The 16,748-nt window shown below is 63.5% G+C and carries 19 protein-coding genes; 10 read left to right on the top strand and 9 right to left on the bottom strand.

The features are described 5' to 3' along the window. Nucleotides 1–1,353 carry a DEAD/DEAH box helicase gene (locus AB3N21_RS14460; protein WP_367935873.1) on the top strand — a complete coding sequence of 451 codons (1,353 nt, stop codon included), beginning with the start codon at nucleotides 1–3 and terminating at the stop codon, nucleotides 1,351–1,353. A gap of 112 nt (nucleotides 1,354–1,465) precedes the next feature. Here the strand turns inward: AB3N21_RS14460 and AB3N21_RS14465 are convergent, their stop codons facing one another. Genes AB3N21_RS14465 through AB3N21_RS14475 form a run of 3 tightly spaced genes read right to left on the bottom strand, consistent with a single transcriptional unit; the run spans nucleotide 1,466 to nucleotide 3,491 of the window. Continuing rightward, nucleotides 1,466–2,368 (bottom strand): EamA family transporter, encoded by a 903-nt coding sequence (locus AB3N21_RS14465; protein ID WP_367935874.1) that lies wholly within the window; start codon nucleotides 2,366–2,368, stop codon nucleotides 1,466–1,468. 21 nt (nucleotides 2,369–2,389) lie between these two features. Continuing rightward, a complete protein-coding gene (locus AB3N21_RS14470; RefSeq protein ID WP_367935875.1) occupies nucleotides 2,390–3,295 on the bottom strand; it encodes a fatty acid desaturase in 906 nt (301 codons plus the stop codon). Continuing rightward, nucleotides 3,288–3,491: a DUF2061 domain-containing protein gene (locus AB3N21_RS14475; RefSeq protein WP_367935876.1), complete on the bottom strand. Its 204-nt coding sequence runs from the start codon at nucleotides 3,489–3,491 to the stop codon at nucleotides 3,288–3,290. Before AB3N21_RS14475 ends, AB3N21_RS14470 begins: the two co-directional genes overlap by 8 nt. Before the next feature lie 109 nt (nucleotides 3,492–3,600). On the opposite strand from AB3N21_RS14475, the gene AB3N21_RS14480 reads away from it, so the two are divergent. Further along, a complete protein-coding gene (locus AB3N21_RS14480; RefSeq protein WP_367935877.1) occupies nucleotides 3,601–4,482 on the top strand; it encodes a helix-turn-helix domain-containing protein in 882 nt (293 codons plus the stop codon). Nucleotides 4,483–4,614: 132 nt separating this feature from the next. Further along, entirely contained in the window at nucleotides 4,615–4,797 is a 183-nt protein-coding gene (locus tag AB3N21_RS14485; protein WP_171174344.1) for a hypothetical protein, read from the top strand. 70 nt (nucleotides 4,798–4,867) lie between these two features. Here AB3N21_RS14485 and AB3N21_RS14490 read toward each other — a convergent pair whose 3' ends face one another. From AB3N21_RS14490 to AB3N21_RS14500, 3 genes are read right to left on the bottom strand one after another with little or no spacing between them, the layout of a single operon-like run. Further along, the gene (locus AB3N21_RS14490; RefSeq protein WP_367935878.1) at nucleotides 4,868–5,629 is read right to left on the bottom strand and encodes an SDR family oxidoreductase; all 762 of its coding nucleotides are present in this window, start codon (nucleotides 5,627–5,629) and stop codon (nucleotides 4,868–4,870) included. Beyond that, nucleotides 5,626–7,092 carry a carnitine 3-dehydrogenase gene (locus AB3N21_RS14495; protein ID WP_367935879.1) on the bottom strand — a complete coding sequence of 489 codons (1,467 nt, stop codon included), beginning with the start codon at nucleotides 7,090–7,092 and terminating at the stop codon, nucleotides 5,626–5,628. Before AB3N21_RS14495 ends, AB3N21_RS14490 begins: the two co-directional genes overlap by 4 nt. 28 nt (nucleotides 7,093–7,120) lie before the next feature. After that, nucleotides 7,121–8,044 (bottom strand): 3-keto-5-aminohexanoate cleavage protein, encoded by a 924-nt coding sequence (locus AB3N21_RS14500; RefSeq protein ID WP_367935880.1) that lies wholly within the window; start codon nucleotides 8,042–8,044, stop codon nucleotides 7,121–7,123. A gap of 133 nt (nucleotides 8,045–8,177) precedes the next feature. Here AB3N21_RS14500 and AB3N21_RS14505 point away from each other — a divergent pair, with 133 nt between their 5' ends. Further along, a complete protein-coding gene (locus AB3N21_RS14505) occupies nucleotides 8,178–9,155 on the top strand; it encodes a GlxA family transcriptional regulator (RefSeq protein ID WP_367935881.1) in 978 nt (325 codons plus the stop codon). A 73-nt stretch (nucleotides 9,156–9,228) separates the two neighbouring features. Here the strand turns inward: AB3N21_RS14505 and AB3N21_RS14510 are convergent, their stop codons facing one another. Beyond that, nucleotides 9,229–10,275, bottom strand: a complete 1,047-nt coding sequence (locus AB3N21_RS14510; RefSeq protein ID WP_367935882.1) for an aldo/keto reductase — start codon at nucleotides 10,273–10,275, stop codon at nucleotides 9,229–9,231. Between the two features lie 120 nt (nucleotides 10,276–10,395). Here AB3N21_RS14510 and AB3N21_RS14515 point away from each other — a divergent pair, with 120 nt between their 5' ends. After that, entirely contained in the window at nucleotides 10,396–10,794 is a 399-nt protein-coding gene (locus tag AB3N21_RS14515; RefSeq protein ID WP_367935883.1) for a rhodanese-like domain-containing protein, read from the top strand. A gap of 76 nt (nucleotides 10,795–10,870) precedes the next feature. Here the strand turns inward: AB3N21_RS14515 and AB3N21_RS14520 are convergent, their stop codons facing one another. Then, nucleotides 10,871–11,761, bottom strand: a complete 891-nt coding sequence (locus tag AB3N21_RS14520; RefSeq protein ID WP_367935884.1) for an FHA domain-containing protein — start codon at nucleotides 11,759–11,761, stop codon at nucleotides 10,871–10,873. 236 nt (nucleotides 11,762–11,997) lie between these two features. Between AB3N21_RS14520 and AB3N21_RS14525 the strand changes: the two genes are divergently transcribed. The 4 genes from AB3N21_RS14525 (at nucleotide 11,998) to AB3N21_RS14540 (ending at nucleotide 15,836) form a co-directional block, all read left to right on the top strand. After that, nucleotides 11,998–12,618 (top strand): ImuA family protein, encoded by a 621-nt coding sequence (locus AB3N21_RS14525; RefSeq protein WP_367935885.1) that lies wholly within the window; start codon nucleotides 11,998–12,000, stop codon nucleotides 12,616–12,618. Between the two features lie 70 nt (nucleotides 12,619–12,688). Beyond that, nucleotides 12,689–13,903 (top strand): CynX/NimT family MFS transporter, encoded by a 1,215-nt coding sequence (locus tag AB3N21_RS14530; RefSeq protein WP_367935886.1) that lies wholly within the window; start codon nucleotides 12,689–12,691, stop codon nucleotides 13,901–13,903. After that, nucleotides 13,900–14,526 carry a YceI family protein gene (locus tag AB3N21_RS14535; protein ID WP_367935887.1) on the top strand — a complete coding sequence of 209 codons (627 nt, stop codon included), beginning with the start codon at nucleotides 13,900–13,902 and terminating at the stop codon, nucleotides 14,524–14,526. The genes AB3N21_RS14530 and AB3N21_RS14535 overlap by 4 nt, the downstream gene beginning before the upstream one ends. Nucleotides 14,527–14,612: 86 nt before the next feature. After that, nucleotides 14,613–15,836, top strand: coding sequence for an MFS transporter (locus tag AB3N21_RS14540; RefSeq protein ID WP_367935888.1), 1,224 nt, complete (start codon nucleotides 14,613–14,615; stop codon nucleotides 15,834–15,836). 72 nt (nucleotides 15,837–15,908) lie between these two features. Here AB3N21_RS14540 and AB3N21_RS14545 read toward each other — a convergent pair whose 3' ends face one another. After that, on the bottom strand, nucleotides 15,909–16,349 hold the full coding sequence (locus AB3N21_RS14545; RefSeq protein WP_367935889.1) for a MarR family winged helix-turn-helix transcriptional regulator: 441 nt from the start codon (nucleotides 16,347–16,349) through the stop codon (nucleotides 15,909–15,911). A 100-nt stretch (nucleotides 16,350–16,449) separates the two neighbouring features. Here AB3N21_RS14545 and AB3N21_RS14550 point away from each other — a divergent pair, with 100 nt between their 5' ends. After that, a complete protein-coding gene (locus AB3N21_RS14550; protein WP_367935890.1) occupies nucleotides 16,450–16,674 on the top strand; it encodes a hexameric tyrosine-coordinated heme protein in 225 nt (74 codons plus the stop codon). Nucleotides 16,675–16,748: the final 74 nt, after the last annotated feature.

A 16,748-nucleotide genomic window follows, 5' to 3' on the forward strand; every position in this document is an offset into this window, starting at 1 on the left:
ATGACAAAATTCACCGATCTGAACCTGAACCCGAAGGTCCTCAAGGCTATTGAGGAAGCCGGGTACGAAACCCCGACCCCGATTCAAGAGGGTGCCATCCCACCCGCTCTGGAAGGCCGCGATGTTCTAGGCATTGCCCAGACAGGCACCGGCAAAACCGCGAGCTTCACGCTGCCGATGATCACCATGCTGGCGCGGGGCCGCGCACGCGCGCGAATGCCGCGCTCACTGGTGCTGTGCCCGACCCGCGAGTTGGCGGCACAGGTGGCGGAAAACTTCGACACCTATGCCAAGCACGTGAAGCTGACCAAGGCGCTGCTGATTGGCGGCGTCAGCTTCAAGGAACAGGATGCGCTGATCGACCGGGGCGTCGATGTTCTGATCGCCACTCCGGGCCGCCTGCTGGATCATTTCGAGCGCGGCAAACTGCTGCTGACCGGCGTGCAGGTGATGGTGGTGGACGAAGCCGACCGGATGCTCGACATGGGCTTCATCCCGGATATCGAGCGCATCTTCTCGCTGACCCCCTTCACCCGCCAGACCCTGTTCTTCTCGGCCACGATGGCCCCCGAGATCGAGCGGATCACCAACACATTCCTGTCGGCCCCCGCCCGCATCGAGGTGGCACGGCAAGCCACCGCGTCGGAAACCATCGAACAGGGCGTGGTCAAGTTCAAAGCCTCGCGCCGCGACCGCGAGGGCAGCGAGAAACGTAAGGTTCTGCGCAAGCTGATCGATGCTGAAGGCGACAATTGCACCAACGCAATCATCTTCTGCAACCGCAAGACCGATGTGGATATCTGCGCGAAATCGCTCAAGAAATACGGCTATGACGCCGCTGCCATCCATGGCGATCTGGACCAGTCGCAGCGGACCAAGACGCTGGACGGGTTCCGCGACGGCTCATTGCGCTTGCTGGTAGCTTCGGATGTGGCGGCGCGCGGCCTGGATGTCCCCAATGTCAGCCACGTGTTCAATTTCGACGTACCCGGCCACCCCGAAGACTATGTGCACCGCATTGGCCGCACCGGACGCGCGGGGCGTGAGGGCAAGGCCATCACCATCTGCATCCCGCGCGATGAAAAGGCGCTGGATGCGATCGAGAAGCTGATCCAGAAAGAGATCCCGCGTCTGGACAATCCGGTAAAGCGCGAGGCCAAGCCGGAGCCGGAAACCGAAGCCGAAACAATGGCGCCAAAGCCCGAGAAAAAGCGCTCACGCAGCAAGAAGCCCGGCGAGGTCAAGTCGCGCGGGCGCGACCGGCGCGACGATGGTGGCAAGGCCGTGGTCGGAATGGGCGACCATCTGCCCAGCTTCATCGCGCTCAGCTTCGAGGAACGGCGCGCGGGCTGACCCTCACACCACGGCTGGACCGGAACCAAGGCGTTTGCAAACGCCTTGAAGCGGTTTCGAAACCGCTTGAGCCGCTTCCAAGCGGCTTAGCGCGCCCTTAGGCCCCATCGTCTCAGATCGCCAAAACCAGCGCCAAGATTGAAAGACCCAGCAGGGCGATCCCGGCCACTTCACGCCGGGTTATGCTCTCGCGGAAAAACAAGGTCGAGGCCATCAGGCTGAACATCAGTTCCACCTGCCCCAGGGCCTTCACATAGGCCGCGTTCTGCAGAGTGAAGGCCAGGAACCAGCAAAACGACCCGCCCAGGCTGGTCAGCCCGACGAACACGCCCGTCTGCCGTGTCTCCCACACTGCACGCAACTCGACCCGGTCGCGCCACGCCAGCCACGCCCCCATGCTCAGCAACTGAAACGAAGTGACGGCGGCGAGCGTGACCAGCGCCCGGAACCACGGGTCCAGATCGCCAAGCTCCAATGCGGCGCCGCGATAGCTGACGGCGGAAAAGGCAAACAGCACACCCGAGCCCAACCCAAGCTGCGAGGCGCGGTTTGTCAGGTGGCGCCACCAGGCCCCGTCGCCTCCGGGTGTTTTCGACAAGAGCAGCACCGCCGCCAGCCCCAGCAGGATGGCACCAAGCGCACCCAGCGAGACGCCCTCGCCCAACAGGATCAGCCCGACAATCACCGTCTGGATCACCTCGGTCTTCTTGAAGGTGATCCCCACCGCAAAGTTCCGCTGCTTGAACAGCGCCACGACACAGATGGTGGCCAGAATCTGCGCCGTCCCACCGATGACCACGAACATCCAGAACTTCCAAGGCAGAACAGGCAGGTCCCGCCCGCTTACCGCGAGATAGATCGCAAGCCCCAGCACCGCAAGCGGCGCCGAATAGGCGAAGCGGGCAAAGGTCGCCCCCGCCGCCGACAGCTTCACGGTGCTGAGCGTTTTCTGCAGCATGAACCGCACCGTCTGAAACAGCGCGGCGGCCAGGGTCACGGGAATCCACAAACTCATGGAGGCCCTTGTGGCTTGGATTCAGCGCTGAGGCCAGAGCGGATGCGGAACCGGGTCCTTGGCATGCCAGAAATAGCGCCGGAATATCTCGCCGTAGGAGCGATAAACGTAGCTGTCATTGCAGGCGAGATACCGCTCCTTGCCCTCACGGTAGAGCACCGGCAGCCGGTACCAAGGCGCGGTCGGGTGCATGTGATGCACAACATGCAGGTTGTTGTTCAGAAACAGAAAAGCCAGTGGCCCCCGATCCTCGATCACCACGGTACGGCCACGCACCTTATCATGGGCGCGATGCTCCAGAAACGTTCGGATTTTGAGCAGACCCAGCCCGATATAGGAAGAGAGCACAAAGGCCCAGACCGGCATCGGCGACAGGGCCGCGATCCACAGCACCACCGCGACCCCCGGCAGATGCAGCGCCCAGGCCAGCCAGATCGCCCGGTCGCCCCGCATCGCACCCTGCCATTCGTCGCGAAAGAACGCGATCTGCCCGATGGCGGGGCCCAGCACCATCCGCCCCAGCAGCGTGTTGTTCACGCCATAGATCCACCGTTTCCACCCCGGCAGCGCGTTCCAGATCACCGGGTCCAGATAGTTCGATTCCGGGTCGTCATAGGGATCGGTCAGGTTCGAATCCAGATGATGCGCCAGATGCAGGTCACGGAAACGGTTATAGGGAATGCACAGCGTCAACGGCAGCCCCATCAGCGCCTCGTTGATCCACTTGGTCCGGAACGGATGGCCGTGCAGCGCCTCATGCGTGAGCGAGGAGTGCAGCGCGGCGACCAGCCCCATCACCGGGATGGCCAGCCACAGGCCCCACTCCGCCAGCCAGAAGATGGTGATCAGCCAGGCGGCATGGCAGGCGAGGATCAGGAAAAACGTGCCCCATTCGGGCCCGGTGCCTTGGGTCGTGCGCTCAGACATTGCGCCCCCAGCGGACGCCGGCCCAGACACGTTCATAAAGGATATACATGCTCAGCCCGATGGCGGTGTTGACGATGGCCAGCGTGCCACCCACGGCCGCCGACCCGGTGGCGACAAGCCCCACCAGTGTCATCGTAGCCAACCCCATGATGTTCCAGATCACAGCCTTCACGACCGATCTTCGGCGCGTCTCCATTCCGTTACCCATTTTTTGTTTTCTTTCTCTGAAGTGTCACCCATCGACGCGGCGCAGAGAATTCTGAATATGATTAACAAAATTCATCGAATGTGATATTTATCACCATATGTATGAAAAAATGGACAAACGCGACCGGGCTTCCCAATTCCGCCAGCGTCTGGCGCGCGCAATGGAAGAGGCGAAGGTCAGCCAGAGCGGCCTCGCCCGTCGAATCGGAGTGGACAGGTCGACCATCTCGCAACTTCTCACCGATGAGGGCGCACGGCTGCCCAACGCCCATGTGGTCGGCGCCTGCGCCACCGCGCTCGGCGTATCGGCGGACTGGCTGCTGAGCCTCTCGGATCGCCCCGAGAGCGCCGCCGAGTTGCTGGCCGGGTCCCTGTCCATGACCGAGGCGCCCCGGGCGCTGGTCGATGAGCGCATCTTTGAGTGGCACCAGCAGGCTGCGGGCTACAAGATCCGCTATGTCCCGGCCACCCTGCCCGACATGCTCAAGACCCGCGCGGTGTTGGAGTGGGAATATGCGCCGCATCTGGGGCGGACGGCGGATCAGGCCATCGGCGCCTCCGAGGACCGGCTGTCATGGATGCGCAGCGCGCAGTCGGATTATGAAATCGCCATGCCGCTATATGAGATCCACAGTTTTGCCCACGCGACCGGCTATTATCACGGTCTTCCGCTTGACGTCCGGCTTGAGCAGATCGACCACCTGCTGACGATTTGCGAACAGCTCTACCCGCGCCTGCGCATCTATCTGTTCGACGCGAAACGGCTCTATTCCGCGCCGATCACCATTTTCGGCCCCCTGCTCTGCGTCTTCTACGCCGGCAGCCACTATATGGCCTTCCGCGACCGCGACCGGATCGAGATCTTCACCCGCCATTTCGACACGCTGGTGCGCGAGGCCGACCTGACCGCCCGCCACCTGCCCACCCATCTGCGCCAGTTGCGAACAGCGATCACGGGTCCTGTCCCCACACCCGGGTGACCGGGCAGCTAGCGGCGAATAAACGCGCTTTTGCAATCACAGGGTGCAGTGCGGCCTGCCGTGCCCTATAATGGGGTCACCTGAACGAACGGGCAATCCAACCGCTCACGAGACAAAGGAAGGATTCGACGTATGGATGCAATCAGGACTGCCGAATATGCCCGTGCGCTCTATTCCGCGCATGGAGACAAGGCCGAGGCCGAAGCCGCGCAGAAGATGCGCGAATACGATGCCGCCGGAAACAAGGAAGAGGCCCAGAATTGGGAGGCCGTCCGCCGGGCCATCCGGCAGATTCGCGGACCAAATCAGGCCTGAACCGGGATATTGAACGGGAAGTCCGGCCCCAAGATCGCGGGCCGGATTTTTCGCGCCGGATCGTGAACACTCAGATCTTGGGATCCGGGTTCACAGTATGCCCGTCCACCGCAATCACCTGCCCGGATACCAGCCGTGCCGCGTCCGAGGCAAGGAATACCGCCATGTTGGCAATATCGCGGCCTTCGACAAAGCGGCCCATCGAGGTGCCCGAAGCGTAACCATCATAGACCTGATCGCGGGTCATGCCCTTGGCCGCCGCCTCGCGTTCCAGCACGCCTTCCATGCGCGGACCCTCGACCGCGCCGGGGCAGATCACGTTGCAACGCACCCCGTGCGGCCCCAACTCCATGGCGAGCGTTTTGCCCAGCCCCACCATGCCCCATTTCGCCGCCGCATAGGGTGCGCGGTTGGGATAACCGTATTGCCCGGCGGTGGAAGAGGTGATCAGCACACAGCCGCTGCCCTGCCGTTTCAGCATCGGGGCCGCGTATTTCGAGCACAGGAACGCCCCCTCAAGGTTGACCGCCAGACAGGCACGCCAGTCGGCCAGTGCCACATCCTCGATCAGCGCAGTTGGCCCCGCGACGCCCGCATTGGCGCATAGCACATCCAGCCCACCCCACTTGGCCTCAATCTCGGCAAACAGCGCCGCCACCGCCGCCTCGTCGGACACATCCGAGCAGGAGCGCTGCCAGCCATCGGGACAAGCGGCCAGCGCGGCCTCATCTATATCGGCCACCCAGACCTGAGCACCCGCCGCATCGAAAGCCTCGGCCATGGCCCGGCCGACACCCGAGGCACCGGCGGTGATTAGAACCCGGCTGTTCATGCCGGTTTGCGGATCGCGCTACCCGCCCCCTCAGGGTAAGGCAGACTGGCCTGCGCTTGCGCAATCCGCGCCATCGCGGCCTCCATCTGCGCCGACGGCGCACAGGGCCGTCGGGATTCGAGGCTGACATGCAAAAGAAAGCTTTCGCCGGTGGCCAACAGCTTGTCGCCCTCGTACATGGAGTGGAACAGATGCAGCTTCTTGCCCTGCCCCAGCAACAGCTGGGTCCGCACCTCGATCTTTGCACCTGCATGGGTTTCATCCAGATGGCGGATATGGGTTTCGGCAGTGAAATAGCTTCGTCCGCTGGCGATGTAGTCCGCATCACAGCCGATGATCTCCATGAACCGGTCGGTGGAACAGGCGAAGGCATCGAGATAGCGCGACTCGGTCATGTGGCCGTTATAGTCGGTCCAATCCAGCGGCACGGCGCGCGACAGCGTCAGGATTGGCTGGCTCAGGTCGGCCTCATCCAGCGTCGGCAGCGCCCCGGGTTTCAGCCGCGCATCATGCCGGTTCAGCACCGCGCCCGCGCCATAGTCCTGCGCCTTGAGCGCCCGCATCATGCCGACAAGGTTGTTGTCGCGGATGCGCTCCAATTCACGGATCGAATGCATCCCCGATTGCGCGTCGGACTGATCGGCGATCATGTCCACCAGATCGTCGGTGAACTCGGGCACGTCCATCAGCTTGGTCCACGGCCATTTCAACGCCGGACCGAACTGCGCCATGAAATGCCGCATCCCCGCCTCGCCGCCTGCCACGCGATAAGTCTCAAAGAGGCCCATCTGCGCCCAGCGGATGCCGAACCCCATACGGATCGCCTCGTCAATTTCCTCGGTGGTGGCGATGCCGTCCTTGACCAACCACAGCGCCTCGCGCCAGACGGCTTCGAGGAAGCGGTCGGCGATATGGGCGTCGATCTCTTTCCTGACATGCAGCGGGAAGAATCCAACCGAGCTCAGCACCTCCTTGGCCCGTTCGACCAGTTCGGGCGGGTTGGCCTCGGTGGGCACCAACTCGATCAAAGGCAGCAGGTAGACCGGGTTGAACGGATGCGTCACCACGATCTGTTCAGGACGCAGCGCGCCCTCCTGCAACTCGGAGGGTTTGAAGCCGCTGGTCGAAGACCCGATGATCGCCTGCTTGTCACACGCCGCCTGCAAGCCTTTGTAAACCTTCAGCTTCAGGTCCAGCCGCTCGGGCACGCTTTCCTGAATCCAGATAGCCCCCTGCACGGCCTCTGCCATATCTTCGTGAAACGTCAGCGCGCCCTCGGGCGGCAGCGGCACGTCGCTCAACCCCGGCAGCGAGCGGCAAGCATTATCCAGAACCTCACCGATCTTGCGTTCCGCCTCGGGGTCCGGGTCAAACACCCGCACATCCCATCCATTGAGCAGAAACCGCGCGGCCCAGCCGCCGCCGATCACGCCGCCACCGATGATTGCTGCTGTTTTGGTCATGTCGGTCGATCCATCCGTAGGGCGGGCTTCAGCCCGCCACCCCCACCGGCGCCCGCTTGGTCAGCCCGAGCTTTTCCCGCACCTCCTGCGGCCCGATCACCCGCGCGCCCATATTCTCGATGATGGAGCCCGCGCGCTCGACCAGCTGCCAGTTCTCGGCCAGCACGCCCTTTTCCAGCCACAGGTTGTCCTCAAGCCCCACACGCACATTGCCGCCCGCCAGAACCGAGGCCGCCACGTAGGCCATCTCATTGCGCCCCAGCGAGAACGCCGAAAAAGTCCAGTCGTCCGGCACATTGTTCACCATCGCCATGAAGGTATTGAGATCGTCCGGCGCCCCCCACGGCACGCCCATGCAGAGCTGCACCAGAGCATTCTGCTCCAGAATTCCCTCTTTCACCAACTGCTTGGCAAACCACAGATGGCCGGTGTCAAACGCCTCGATCTCGGGCTTCACGCCCAGATCGGTCATCATCTGCCCCATCGCCCGAAGGGCGCCGGGCGTGTTGGTCATCACGTAGTCAGCCTCGGCAAAGTTCATGGTGCCGCAATCGAGCGTGCAGATCTCGGGCAGGCATTCAGCCACATGCGCCACCCGCTCAGCGGCACCAACCAGATCGGTCCCCGCGTCGGCCAGCGGCAGCGGGTTCTCGATGCCGCCAAAGACCATGTCGCCGCCCATCCCCGCCGTCAGGTTCAGCACCGCGTCGACCTCGGCATCGCGGATACGGTCGGTCACCTCGCGATAGAGGGGCAGATCCCGCGAGGGCGCACCGGTTTCCGGATCGCGCACATGGCAATGCACCACCGCCGCGCCGGCCTTGGCCGCGGCAATCGCGCTCTCAGCGATCTGCTTGGGCGAGCGCGGCACATGCGGGCTGCGATCCTGGGTACTGCCCGAGCCGGTGACGGCGCAGGTGATGAAGACTTCGCGGTTCATTTCCAGAGGCATCGTGTTTTCCCCAAGTTTTACCGGCTTCCGCCCGGGGATATCCCCAGGCTTGTCCCCGGATTCCGATTTGCGTCTGGCCCCGAGTCTGGCGCAGCCTTAGCGAAACAACTTGCCAATATGCGAATCGAACTTGATGAAATCCGCAAAAAACATCCTCCAGCCCGAACACCGCGCCCTGAAAACGGGCGTTCTGGTACTGGACGAGTGCAACACGCTCAGCTTTGCCGCAGCGGTCGACCCGATGCGCGCCGCCAACCGGCTGGCCGACCGGCCCGCCTTTGACTGGGATTACGTGACCGCTACCGACAAACCCGCCTGGCTGACCAGTGGGCTAACCGTGCCCGGCGTCCCGCTGGCTCGGTTCGAGGAATGCGATTTACTGATCGTAGTGGCCGGGTTCCAATTGGCCCGCCACGCCACGCCCAGCCTACTTGCCGGGCTACGCCGCATCGCCGCCACCGGCGCCGCGTTGGCCGGTATAGATGGCGGCCCGTGGCTGCTGGCCGAGGCAGGCTTACTGGATCAACATAACGCCACAACACACTGGGAAGATTTGGATAACTTCTCAAGTCGCTTTCCGGATGTAACGGTTCTGCGCGACCGATTTGCGATTTCTGGCAACCGCCTGACCTCGGGCGGCGCCATGCCCGCGATCGAGATGATGCTGCACATCATCTCGGCCCGCCATGGCGCTAGGTTCGCGGCGCGTGTCTCGGGCCTCTTCCTCTACGACGGCGCGCCTGCCCCAACCAAACCGCAAAGCCGCACCGGCGCCCCGCACCGCCACAACGCGCTGACCGCCAAGGCCAACGCACTGATGGAGGCGGCGCTGGACGAGCCCCTGCCGCTGACCCAGATTGCCGACACGCTGGGCACCAGCCCGCGCACCCTGCAGCAGCAGTTCCGCCTGCGCCTGAACACAACACCCCAGGACCACTACCTGCAATTGCGCCTGGCCGAGGCCCGCCGTCTGGTCGCCGATACCGACATGTCCCTGATGGATGTGGCGCTGGCCACCGGCTTTACCTCACAATCCAGCTTCGCCCGCGCCTTCCGCACCGCCCACGGCCTCTCGGCCCGCGACCTTCGGCAGGAACAGACGCTGCACTAACCCCTTCTTCTGTTTGAAAATATCCCGGGGGAGTCGCCGTCAGGCGGCGGGGGCAGAGCCCCCTATCCCGGCGTCAGTAAGGCAACGGATGCGCCCGATGTGCAGCGTCAATTTCGGCCACAACATCGCTCGTCAGTTCTACATCGACCGCCCCCAGCAGATGCTCCAGCTGTGCCAGCGTTGTCGCGCCGAAAATCGCCGATATCATGAAGGGCCGCGTCCGGCACCACGCGAGCGCCATGTGCACCGGGTTCAATCCATGGCGCGCGGCGATCTCCAGATAGGCTGCCACCGCATCCGAAATGCGCGGCGACTTGCGTCCGCCCATCTGAGGCACCAACGACATGCGCGAGCCTTCGGGCACCGCGCCGCCCTGATATTTGCCGGTCAGGTACCCCGCCGCCAGTGGTGAAAAGGCCATCAGGCCGACGTCTTCGTTCACGCTCAACTCAGACATGTCCGTATCGTACAACCTGCAGAGCAGTGAGTATTCGTTTTGTACAGATGCCACGCGGGGCCATTCGCGCTCTTCGGCCAGCCGCAGCCACTGCGCCGTGCCCCATGCGCTTTCGTTCGAGACGCCAAAGGCGCGGATGTTGCCCTTGTCCACCTGTTGCTGCATCGCCTCCAGACATTCCTCCATGTTGGCCAGCGTCACGGCTCGGTCCTGACCGGACGGGTCGTAAGACCAGTTCTGCCGGAACATGTAGCTGCCCCGGTTCGGCCAGTGGAACTGGTAGAGGTCAATGTGATCGGTCCTGAGCCGCCGCAGCGAGCCTTCGACCGCTTCCGGAATGGTCTGCGCCGAAATCGGGGCGCCGTTTCGGGCATACATGAACCCCGCGCCGGAATGCTTGGTGGCCAGGATATACTCCCCCCGCCGCCCCGGATTGGCGGCGTTCCAGTTGCCCAGGATCTCTTCGGTGCGGCCGACGGTCTCCTGGCTGATCGGGTTCACCGGGTACATCTCGGCGCCGTCGACAAAGTTCACTCCGGCCGCCAGCGCCATGTCCATCTGTGCATGGGCCTCTGCCTCGGATGTCTGGGTGCCGAAGGTCATCGTGCCGAGGCACAGTTCCGACACCATCATGCCGGTGCGGCCCAGCGGGTTCATTTTCATGCTGAAATTCCTCTTGCTCCGAATAGCGCAAACCTAGCGGGCTGTCCCCGGGGAACAAGCCCCTCTTGAGCCGTCACCGCATTTCGGCAAGCCTTGGGCCGGACAAGAAGGAGCAGACAGATGCCGCAAACCATCACCAAAGGGATCAAGGCCCTGCTGGCCGAGGCCAATTCGGTGGTCAAAACCCTGCCCGTGGCCGAGGCCAAGGCGCTGTATGATGACCCCGGCCATGTCTTCGTCGACCTGCGCGACATCCGCGAGTTGCAGCGGTCCGGCATGATCCCCGGCGCCTTTTCCTGCCCGCGCGGCATGCTGGAGTTCTGGATCGACCCGGACAGCCCCTATCACAAGGAGGTGTTCAATCAGGACAAGACCTATGTGTTCTACTGCGCCAGCGCCTGGCGGTCGGCCCTAAGCGCCAAGGCCGCGCAGGAGATGGGCCTGAGCCCGGTCGTGCATCTGGAAGGCGGTTTCAGCGAATGGGTCAAACAGGATGGACCGGTGGCCGAAAAGAATTGATCGGAATCTCGCCGCCCAGTTTCGGATCACGCATCTATGTTCGGTGCTGACCGCAGACAGCGCAGGTCATGCGATGTCAGCGGCGCAGGATCTCGAACTCCAGCAATTGCGCATCGTCATGTTGGATCGGCAAAGCCGGTGAGATCAGGCCTCCGTCCGCAAGCATGACGGCCTCGCGCTTGAGCTGGATTTCCCGGCCCGCGTCGAACTGCACATAGGTTCCCGAGGTGCTGCGGTCGGCGAGCATCAGCTTGCCATCCTTCAGACTCAGGACAGCGTGAAGCCGCGACACCCATGCCTGCGGCAGAACCACATCGCATTGCGATGACCTGCCGATTTTCAGCTCACCACCCTCGCGGCACCGCCAGGAACGGCCGCCATGATTGAGGACGAGCGTCAGGGCTTCGCTTGGATATCCCTGCTCGTCACCGCCGCCGAATTGCAGCGGCAGACGTGTCTGCGTGCTCAGATCGGAGGCGGAGCGGACCAATGAGAAAACCTCGAGCGGATCGCTGATCCCCTTCAGACGCAGCGCGCCGATGGGTTTGAGCAATTGCCTGAGGCCGGGCTTCACCATGGCGGCCACGGCTTCGCTGACGCAGGCCTCGCCGGGGTTGGCCACGGCGGCCAATCGGGCGGTCAGGTTCACGGCCTCGCCAAAGATGCCCTTTTCCGCGACAACGATGGCGCCGCGATGCACCCCCACATGAACCGAAAGCATGGTGCCCGGCGGCTGTTCGATCATTTTCAGAGCCGCGTGAATGGCCGCGTCGTGATCGTCGAAATAGCTGAGAACGTCATCGCCTTTCTGACCCACGGGCGTGCCGCCATGGTCAAGCATCACCTCCCTGAGCCGGTCGATCTCAAGCTGGATCAACCGCTGCGCCTGGTCATCGCCCATGGCCTGGTAGAGCGGGGTGCTTTCCGAAATATCCGCGATAATCGTTGTGGCGAGTTGGGTGTCCACTGTGTTTCCCGAATTTTTTGAATGAAGTGTATCTATTTTAAACTGTCTGTACACACACTTAACGATTTCTGTCGGGGCCTGAAGGCCCGGTTTCTACCAATGATAATGTTGATCAAGGTTAACTATCGTCGTGCGCTATGCAACCACCAATATGCTGAAACGGTCTGCGGGGTCTCAAGCGATCATCGGGTAATCCATCGATTGAGAACAAAAGTGGAACATGCTAAGCTGCCTGCATGTCGACTCACCTTCTTGGCCGCAAACCCGCGCGCGATGTGCCCGCGCTTTGCCCGCACCCGGCCGTCGCCCTGCCGCTGGCCCGCGTGCATGAGGCCTGCGGCCCGGCGCGGCGCAGCTTTGCGCTGTGGCTGGCGGGCCGGACCGAAGGGCCGGTCCTGTGGATTTCGCCCGCATGGGAGGCCGATCAACTGAACCCGGACGGGATGATGCCCTTTGCCGACCCGGCGCGGTTTCTTTTCATCCGTCCGACGCGGGCCGAGGATCTGCTGTGGTGCATGGAAGAGGCGCTGCGCAGCGGTGCGGTGCCGCTGATCGTCGCCGATCTGCCCGGTGCGCCGGGGCTGACGCCGGTGCGGCGGATGCATCTGGCCGCCGAACAGGGCGGTGCCTTGGGACAGGCGCCGCTGGGGCTGTTGCTGACCCCCGGCGAGGGCGGCGCACAGGGGATCGAGACGCGCTGGCACATGGCGCCAACGCATCGGGGCGATCTGCGCCGCTGGAGCCTGACCCGCCGCCGCGCCCGCGCCCTGCCCCCGGTGACGTGGCAGGCCACCCAGACCCGCCCGCGCGCCGGGCTGGAGCTGGAGCGGGTAGCGGAGACCGCCGATGCGGGGTGACACATCCGGTCAAAAGGGCCTCAGAAACTTGTGACTGGTCAAAGCACAAGCGGCTCACTAGCGTGCCCTCATGACCCACCCGATCCATGACAGCCGCTATTCCTGGCTCAGGTTGCTGATCACGCTGGCCATCGCCACCGTGGCCAATGTGGGCATGTGGGCGGTGATCGTGGTGATGCCCGCCATCGAAACACAGTTTGGCGCCAGCCGGGCCGAGGCGTCGATGCCTTATACGCTGACGATGATCGGCTTTGCCTTTGGCAACATGTGGCTGGGGCAACTGGTTGATCGGCTGGGTGTGACCCGGGCGCTGATCGGCGCTGCCGCCCTGACTGCGGTAGGTTACGTTCTGGCCACCCTGGCCCCGTCGATGCTGACCCTGTCGATAACCCATCTGATGCTGGGTCTTGGCACGGCGGTGGGGTTTGGGCCGCTGATCGCCGATATCTCGCACTGGTTCATGCGCAGGCGCGGAATCGCCGTGGCCCTGGTGGCCAGCGGGAATTACCTGTCGGGCGCGATCTGGCCCATCCTGCTGTCGGGGATACTTGCCCGCGAAGGCTGGCAGCAGGTCTATCTGACGCTTGCCGTCATCACTCTGATCGTCATCATCCCGCTCTCGCTGCTGCTGCGCCGGCAAATCCCGGCCGAGGCGCATGGAACCGCCGAGGTCGCAGCACAGCTGAACGCCCAGAGTTCCGGCTTCTCGCCGCGCGCCCTGCAATATCTGCTGGGTCTTGCCGGGATCGGCTGCTGCGTGGCCATGTCCATGCCGCAGGTTCACATCGTGGCCTATTGCGTCGGGCTGGGATATGGCCCGGCCGTTGGCGCCGAGATGTTGTCGCTGATGCTGCTGGGCGGCGTGGTCAGCCGTGTGATCTCGGGGCTGGTCGCCGACCGGTTCGGCGGGGTGCGGACCCTGCTGGCCGGATCGGCCCTGCAATGTGCTGCCCTGTTCCTGTTCCTGCCTTATGACGGCATGGTTTCGCTCTACTTCATCAGCGCGTTGTTTGGTTTGGCGCAGGGCGGGATCGTGCCCAGTTACGCTTTGGTCGTGCGGGAATACATGCCCCCGCGCGAGGCCGGTGCACGGGTGGGGTTCGTGCTGATGATGACCATTCTGGGCATGGCGCTTGGCGGGTGGATGTCGGGCTGGATCTACGATGTGACCGGCAATTACCAGTTGGCATTCGTCAACGGGATCGTCTGGAACGGCCTGAACATCGCGATCATGCTGATGCTGTTGAAACGGTCGCGCCCACGGCGGAGCGGGGTCACGGTATGAGCGCTCGGGAGATCGATAGTGGAGCCGGGTGCCCGCAGATCGGACGCCGCGCGCTGCTGTTGTCCCTCGCCGCCCTGCCCTTGGCCGCGCCGCTGTCGGCCGCCCCTGTCCGGTACCGGCTGGACCAAAGCGCGTCTTCGGTCGGGTTTTTCTTTACGCTTTCCGGTTCCGCCCAGAAGGGCACCATGCCGATCCGGTCCGCCGATATCGTGATCGACACTGCCAACCTGACGCGCAGCCGGGCGGATGTGACGCTGGACGTCGCCCGCGCGCGCACCAATCTGGTCTTTGCGCGCACCGCGATGCTGGGACCCGACGTGCTGGACGCGAGGCGCTTTCCGACCATCCGCTTTACCTCGACCCGCGTTCAGCTCGGCCCCGGTGGACGGCTGTCGGACGGCGCCCGGATCACCGGCGATCTGACCGTGCGCGATGTCACCAGACCGGTGGTGCTTGAGGCCAGCCTGTTCCGCCGCCGGGGCAGCGCCGCCGATGACCTGAGCGAGCTCAGCTTCCGCTTGCGGGGCGCCATCAGCCGCCGCGCCTTCGGCGCCTCGGGCTATCGCGATCTGGTCCGGGATGCGGTAACGCTGGACATCCGGGCCGTCATCCGGCAGGCGTAATAATTCCGCCACATGAGCCAAAACCGACCTGGAGAGGTCGATAAACCTCGTGCATCCGGAAACCGGGCGGTCATGTTAGGCGCATTATGCGTACGATCATCTCATTTGCCGCCCTGTTTCTTTCGGTTGTTCTGTTGCAGCTCTCGACCGGGGGCGTCGGCCCACTCGATGCGATATCGGGGCTGACGCTGGGGTTCTCCACCGGCCAGATCGGTCTGCTCGGCTCCTCTCATTTCCTGGGCTTTTTCATCGGCTGCTGGTGGGCGCCGCGGCTGATGGGCAATGTCGGCCATTCCCGCGCCTTCGCGGTCTGCACGGCGATGGGCGCGATGGGGCTGATCGGCCATACCCTGACCGAGAGTCCTTATGTCTGGGCGCTGCTGCGGGTCGCCTCGGGCACCTGCGTGGCGGGCTGCTATACGGTGATCGAGGCCTGGATGAACGCGAAGGTCACCAACGAGAACCGGGGCCGCGCGACCGGGATCTATCGCATTGTGGACATGAGCGCCTCGCTCAGTGCGCAGCTGATCATCGCGGTGCTGCCGCCCGCATCCTATGTCTCGTATAACCTGCTGGCGATCCTGTGCTGTGCCGCGCTGCTGCCGCTGACGCTGACCCGGGCCAGCCAACCCGAAACCCCCGACACCCCGCGCCTGCGCCCCAGGCTGGCCTGGCACTGTTCGCCACTGGCGGTTGCGGGTGTGATCGTGGCGGCGCTGAGTTCCGCTTCGTTCCGAATGGTCGGCCCGGTTTACGGGCAGGAGGTTGGTCTGGGCATCGACCAGATCGCCTTTTTCTTGGCCTCCTTCGTGCTGGGCGGCGCGCTGGCGCAGTATCCGATGGGGTGGCTCGCGGACAAATACGACCGGCGCTGGGTGCTGATCTGGCTGTCGGCGGTGGCGGTGCTGAGCTGCGGCATCACCATGGCCGCCAGCGGCACCGGCACCATCGGTGTGATGCTGGCGGCGGGGTTCTTCGGCTTTACCACCTTCCCGATCTTCTCGGTCTCTGCCGCGCACGCCAATGATTTCGCCACCACCGAGCAACGGGTGGAGCTGTCGGCGGCGCTGATGTTCTGGTACGCGCTTGGGGCGATTGCCTCACCCTATGTCTCGTCGTCGCTGATCGAGCTTTACGGGCCCGGTGCGCTGTTCGCCTTTGTGGCGCTGGGGCATGTTTTCCTGATCGTGTTCGGCCTGACCCGCATGCGCGCTCGTCCGGCCCCCGAGGACCGGACGCATTACGTCTATTCGCCGCGGACCTCGTTCACCATTGGCCGGTTGCTGAAACGCTCACGCGAGGGGCGGTGACGCTGAAGCTCACGCGAATGAACCTTGGAGAGCCTTCATTTGTCCGTGTAGGTCGGAACGGCTAAGCGTCGTCTAGGAGGCCTGCAAACCGTCGCGCAGTCTGAACAGCAATTCCTGAAGCGTCTGTAGCTCTGCAGGCGTCATGCCGGTTTGTTGGATCATGCAGGCCGTGACCGCTGGCGCCCGGTCACGCAGGGCGCGCCCGCTTTTTGTGAGGTTCACGACAACCGCGCGGCCATCCTTGTCGCTGCGGTTCCTGGTGACGTGGCCCAATGCCTCAAGCCGCTTCACCAATGGCGTCAGCGTGCTTGTCTCCATGCGCAGGCATTGCGCCAGTTCGTTGATTTTCTGCCCGTCCCTCTCCCACAACAGGGTCAGGGTTATGTACTGCGGGTAGGTCAGCCCGAGGCGTTTCAGGTGGCCCGAATAGGCCCGGTTGATCGCGTGAGAGGCCGTGTACACCCCAAAACAGAACAGATCCTCGGCACGCGTCGGTATGTCGTGAGCGTTCAAATCGCAGCCTCATTTATATCGTGCACGATATTATCTTGACATTTTGCCATAGGCCGTCAAGCTGTAACTTAGGTCGCGCACGATACAAATGGAGGCGATGATGCCCTGGCTACCCAACCTGCAAACCGAAACCGCCGAAGAAGGATTTGAACTGGCCATCAAGATGTCACGCATGGCGGTGAAGCTGACGCAGCCCGATGATGAGGCGCGCAACCGTATGCGGCCGGACTATGCGAACAGTGCCGACAGTCTGATCGGCGTTTCTCAGGTGGTGGCCATCAACTTTCAGACCGTATCGCAGGCCAACAACTACTGGCGGTCCTAGATCGGAAAGGCCGGGCTTGCCCGGCTGACGTTGAAACTGAATAAAAAAGGGCCGGGAGATCCCGGCCCTTGCTG

This window comes from Ruegeria sp., assembly GCF_040830605.1.
In the GTDB taxonomy this organism is placed as follows: Bacteria; Pseudomonadota; Alphaproteobacteria; order Rhodobacterales; family Rhodobacteraceae; genus Ruegeria.

What these genes read in the sequence shown, in the direction of transcription:
- AB3N21_RS14460 (WP_367935873.1), top strand. Translation starts at nt 1, where the DNA reads ATGACAAAATTCACCGATCTGAACCTGAACCCGAAGGTCCTCAAGGCT.
- AB3N21_RS14465 (WP_367935874.1), bottom strand. Translation starts at nt 2,368, where the DNA reads ATGAGTTTGTGGATTCCCGTGACCCTGGCCGCCGCGCTGTTTCAGACG.
- AB3N21_RS14470 (WP_367935875.1), bottom strand. Translation starts at nt 3,295, where the DNA reads ATGTCTGAGCGCACGACCCAAGGCACCGGGCCCGAATGGGGCACGTTT.
- AB3N21_RS14475 (WP_367935876.1), bottom strand. Translation starts at nt 3,491, where the DNA reads ATGGAGACGCGCCGAAGATCGGTCGTGAAGGCTGTGATCTGGAACATC.
- AB3N21_RS14480 (WP_367935877.1), top strand. Translation starts at nt 3,601, where the DNA reads ATGTATGAAAAAATGGACAAACGCGACCGGGCTTCCCAATTCCGCCAG.
- AB3N21_RS14485 (WP_171174344.1), top strand. Translation starts at nt 4,615, where the DNA reads ATGGATGCAATCAGGACTGCCGAATATGCCCGTGCGCTCTATTCCGCG.
- AB3N21_RS14490 (WP_367935878.1), bottom strand. Translation starts at nt 5,629, where the DNA reads ATGAACAGCCGGGTTCTAATCACCGCCGGTGCCTCGGGTGTCGGCCGG.
- AB3N21_RS14495 (WP_367935879.1), bottom strand. Translation starts at nt 7,092, where the DNA reads ATGACCAAAACAGCAGCAATCATCGGTGGCGGCGTGATCGGCGGCGGC.
- AB3N21_RS14500 (WP_367935880.1), bottom strand. Translation starts at nt 8,044, where the DNA reads ATGCCTCTGGAAATGAACCGCGAAGTCTTCATCACCTGCGCCGTCACC.
- AB3N21_RS14505 (WP_367935881.1), top strand. Translation starts at nt 8,178, where the DNA reads ATGAAATCCGCAAAAAACATCCTCCAGCCCGAACACCGCGCCCTGAAA.
- AB3N21_RS14510 (WP_367935882.1), bottom strand. Translation starts at nt 10,275, where the DNA reads ATGAAAATGAACCCGCTGGGCCGCACCGGCATGATGGTGTCGGAACTG.
- AB3N21_RS14515 (WP_367935883.1), top strand. Translation starts at nt 10,396, where the DNA reads ATGCCGCAAACCATCACCAAAGGGATCAAGGCCCTGCTGGCCGAGGCC.
- AB3N21_RS14525 (WP_367935885.1), top strand. Translation starts at nt 11,998, where the DNA reads ATGTCGACTCACCTTCTTGGCCGCAAACCCGCGCGCGATGTGCCCGCG.
- AB3N21_RS14530 (WP_367935886.1), top strand. Translation starts at nt 12,689, where the DNA reads ATGACCCACCCGATCCATGACAGCCGCTATTCCTGGCTCAGGTTGCTG.
- AB3N21_RS14535 (WP_367935887.1), top strand. Translation starts at nt 13,900, where the DNA reads ATGAGCGCTCGGGAGATCGATAGTGGAGCCGGGTGCCCGCAGATCGGA.
- AB3N21_RS14540 (WP_367935888.1), top strand. Translation starts at nt 14,613, where the DNA reads ATGCGTACGATCATCTCATTTGCCGCCCTGTTTCTTTCGGTTGTTCTG.
- AB3N21_RS14550 (WP_367935890.1), top strand. Translation starts at nt 16,450, where the DNA reads ATGCCCTGGCTACCCAACCTGCAAACCGAAACCGCCGAAGAAGGATTT.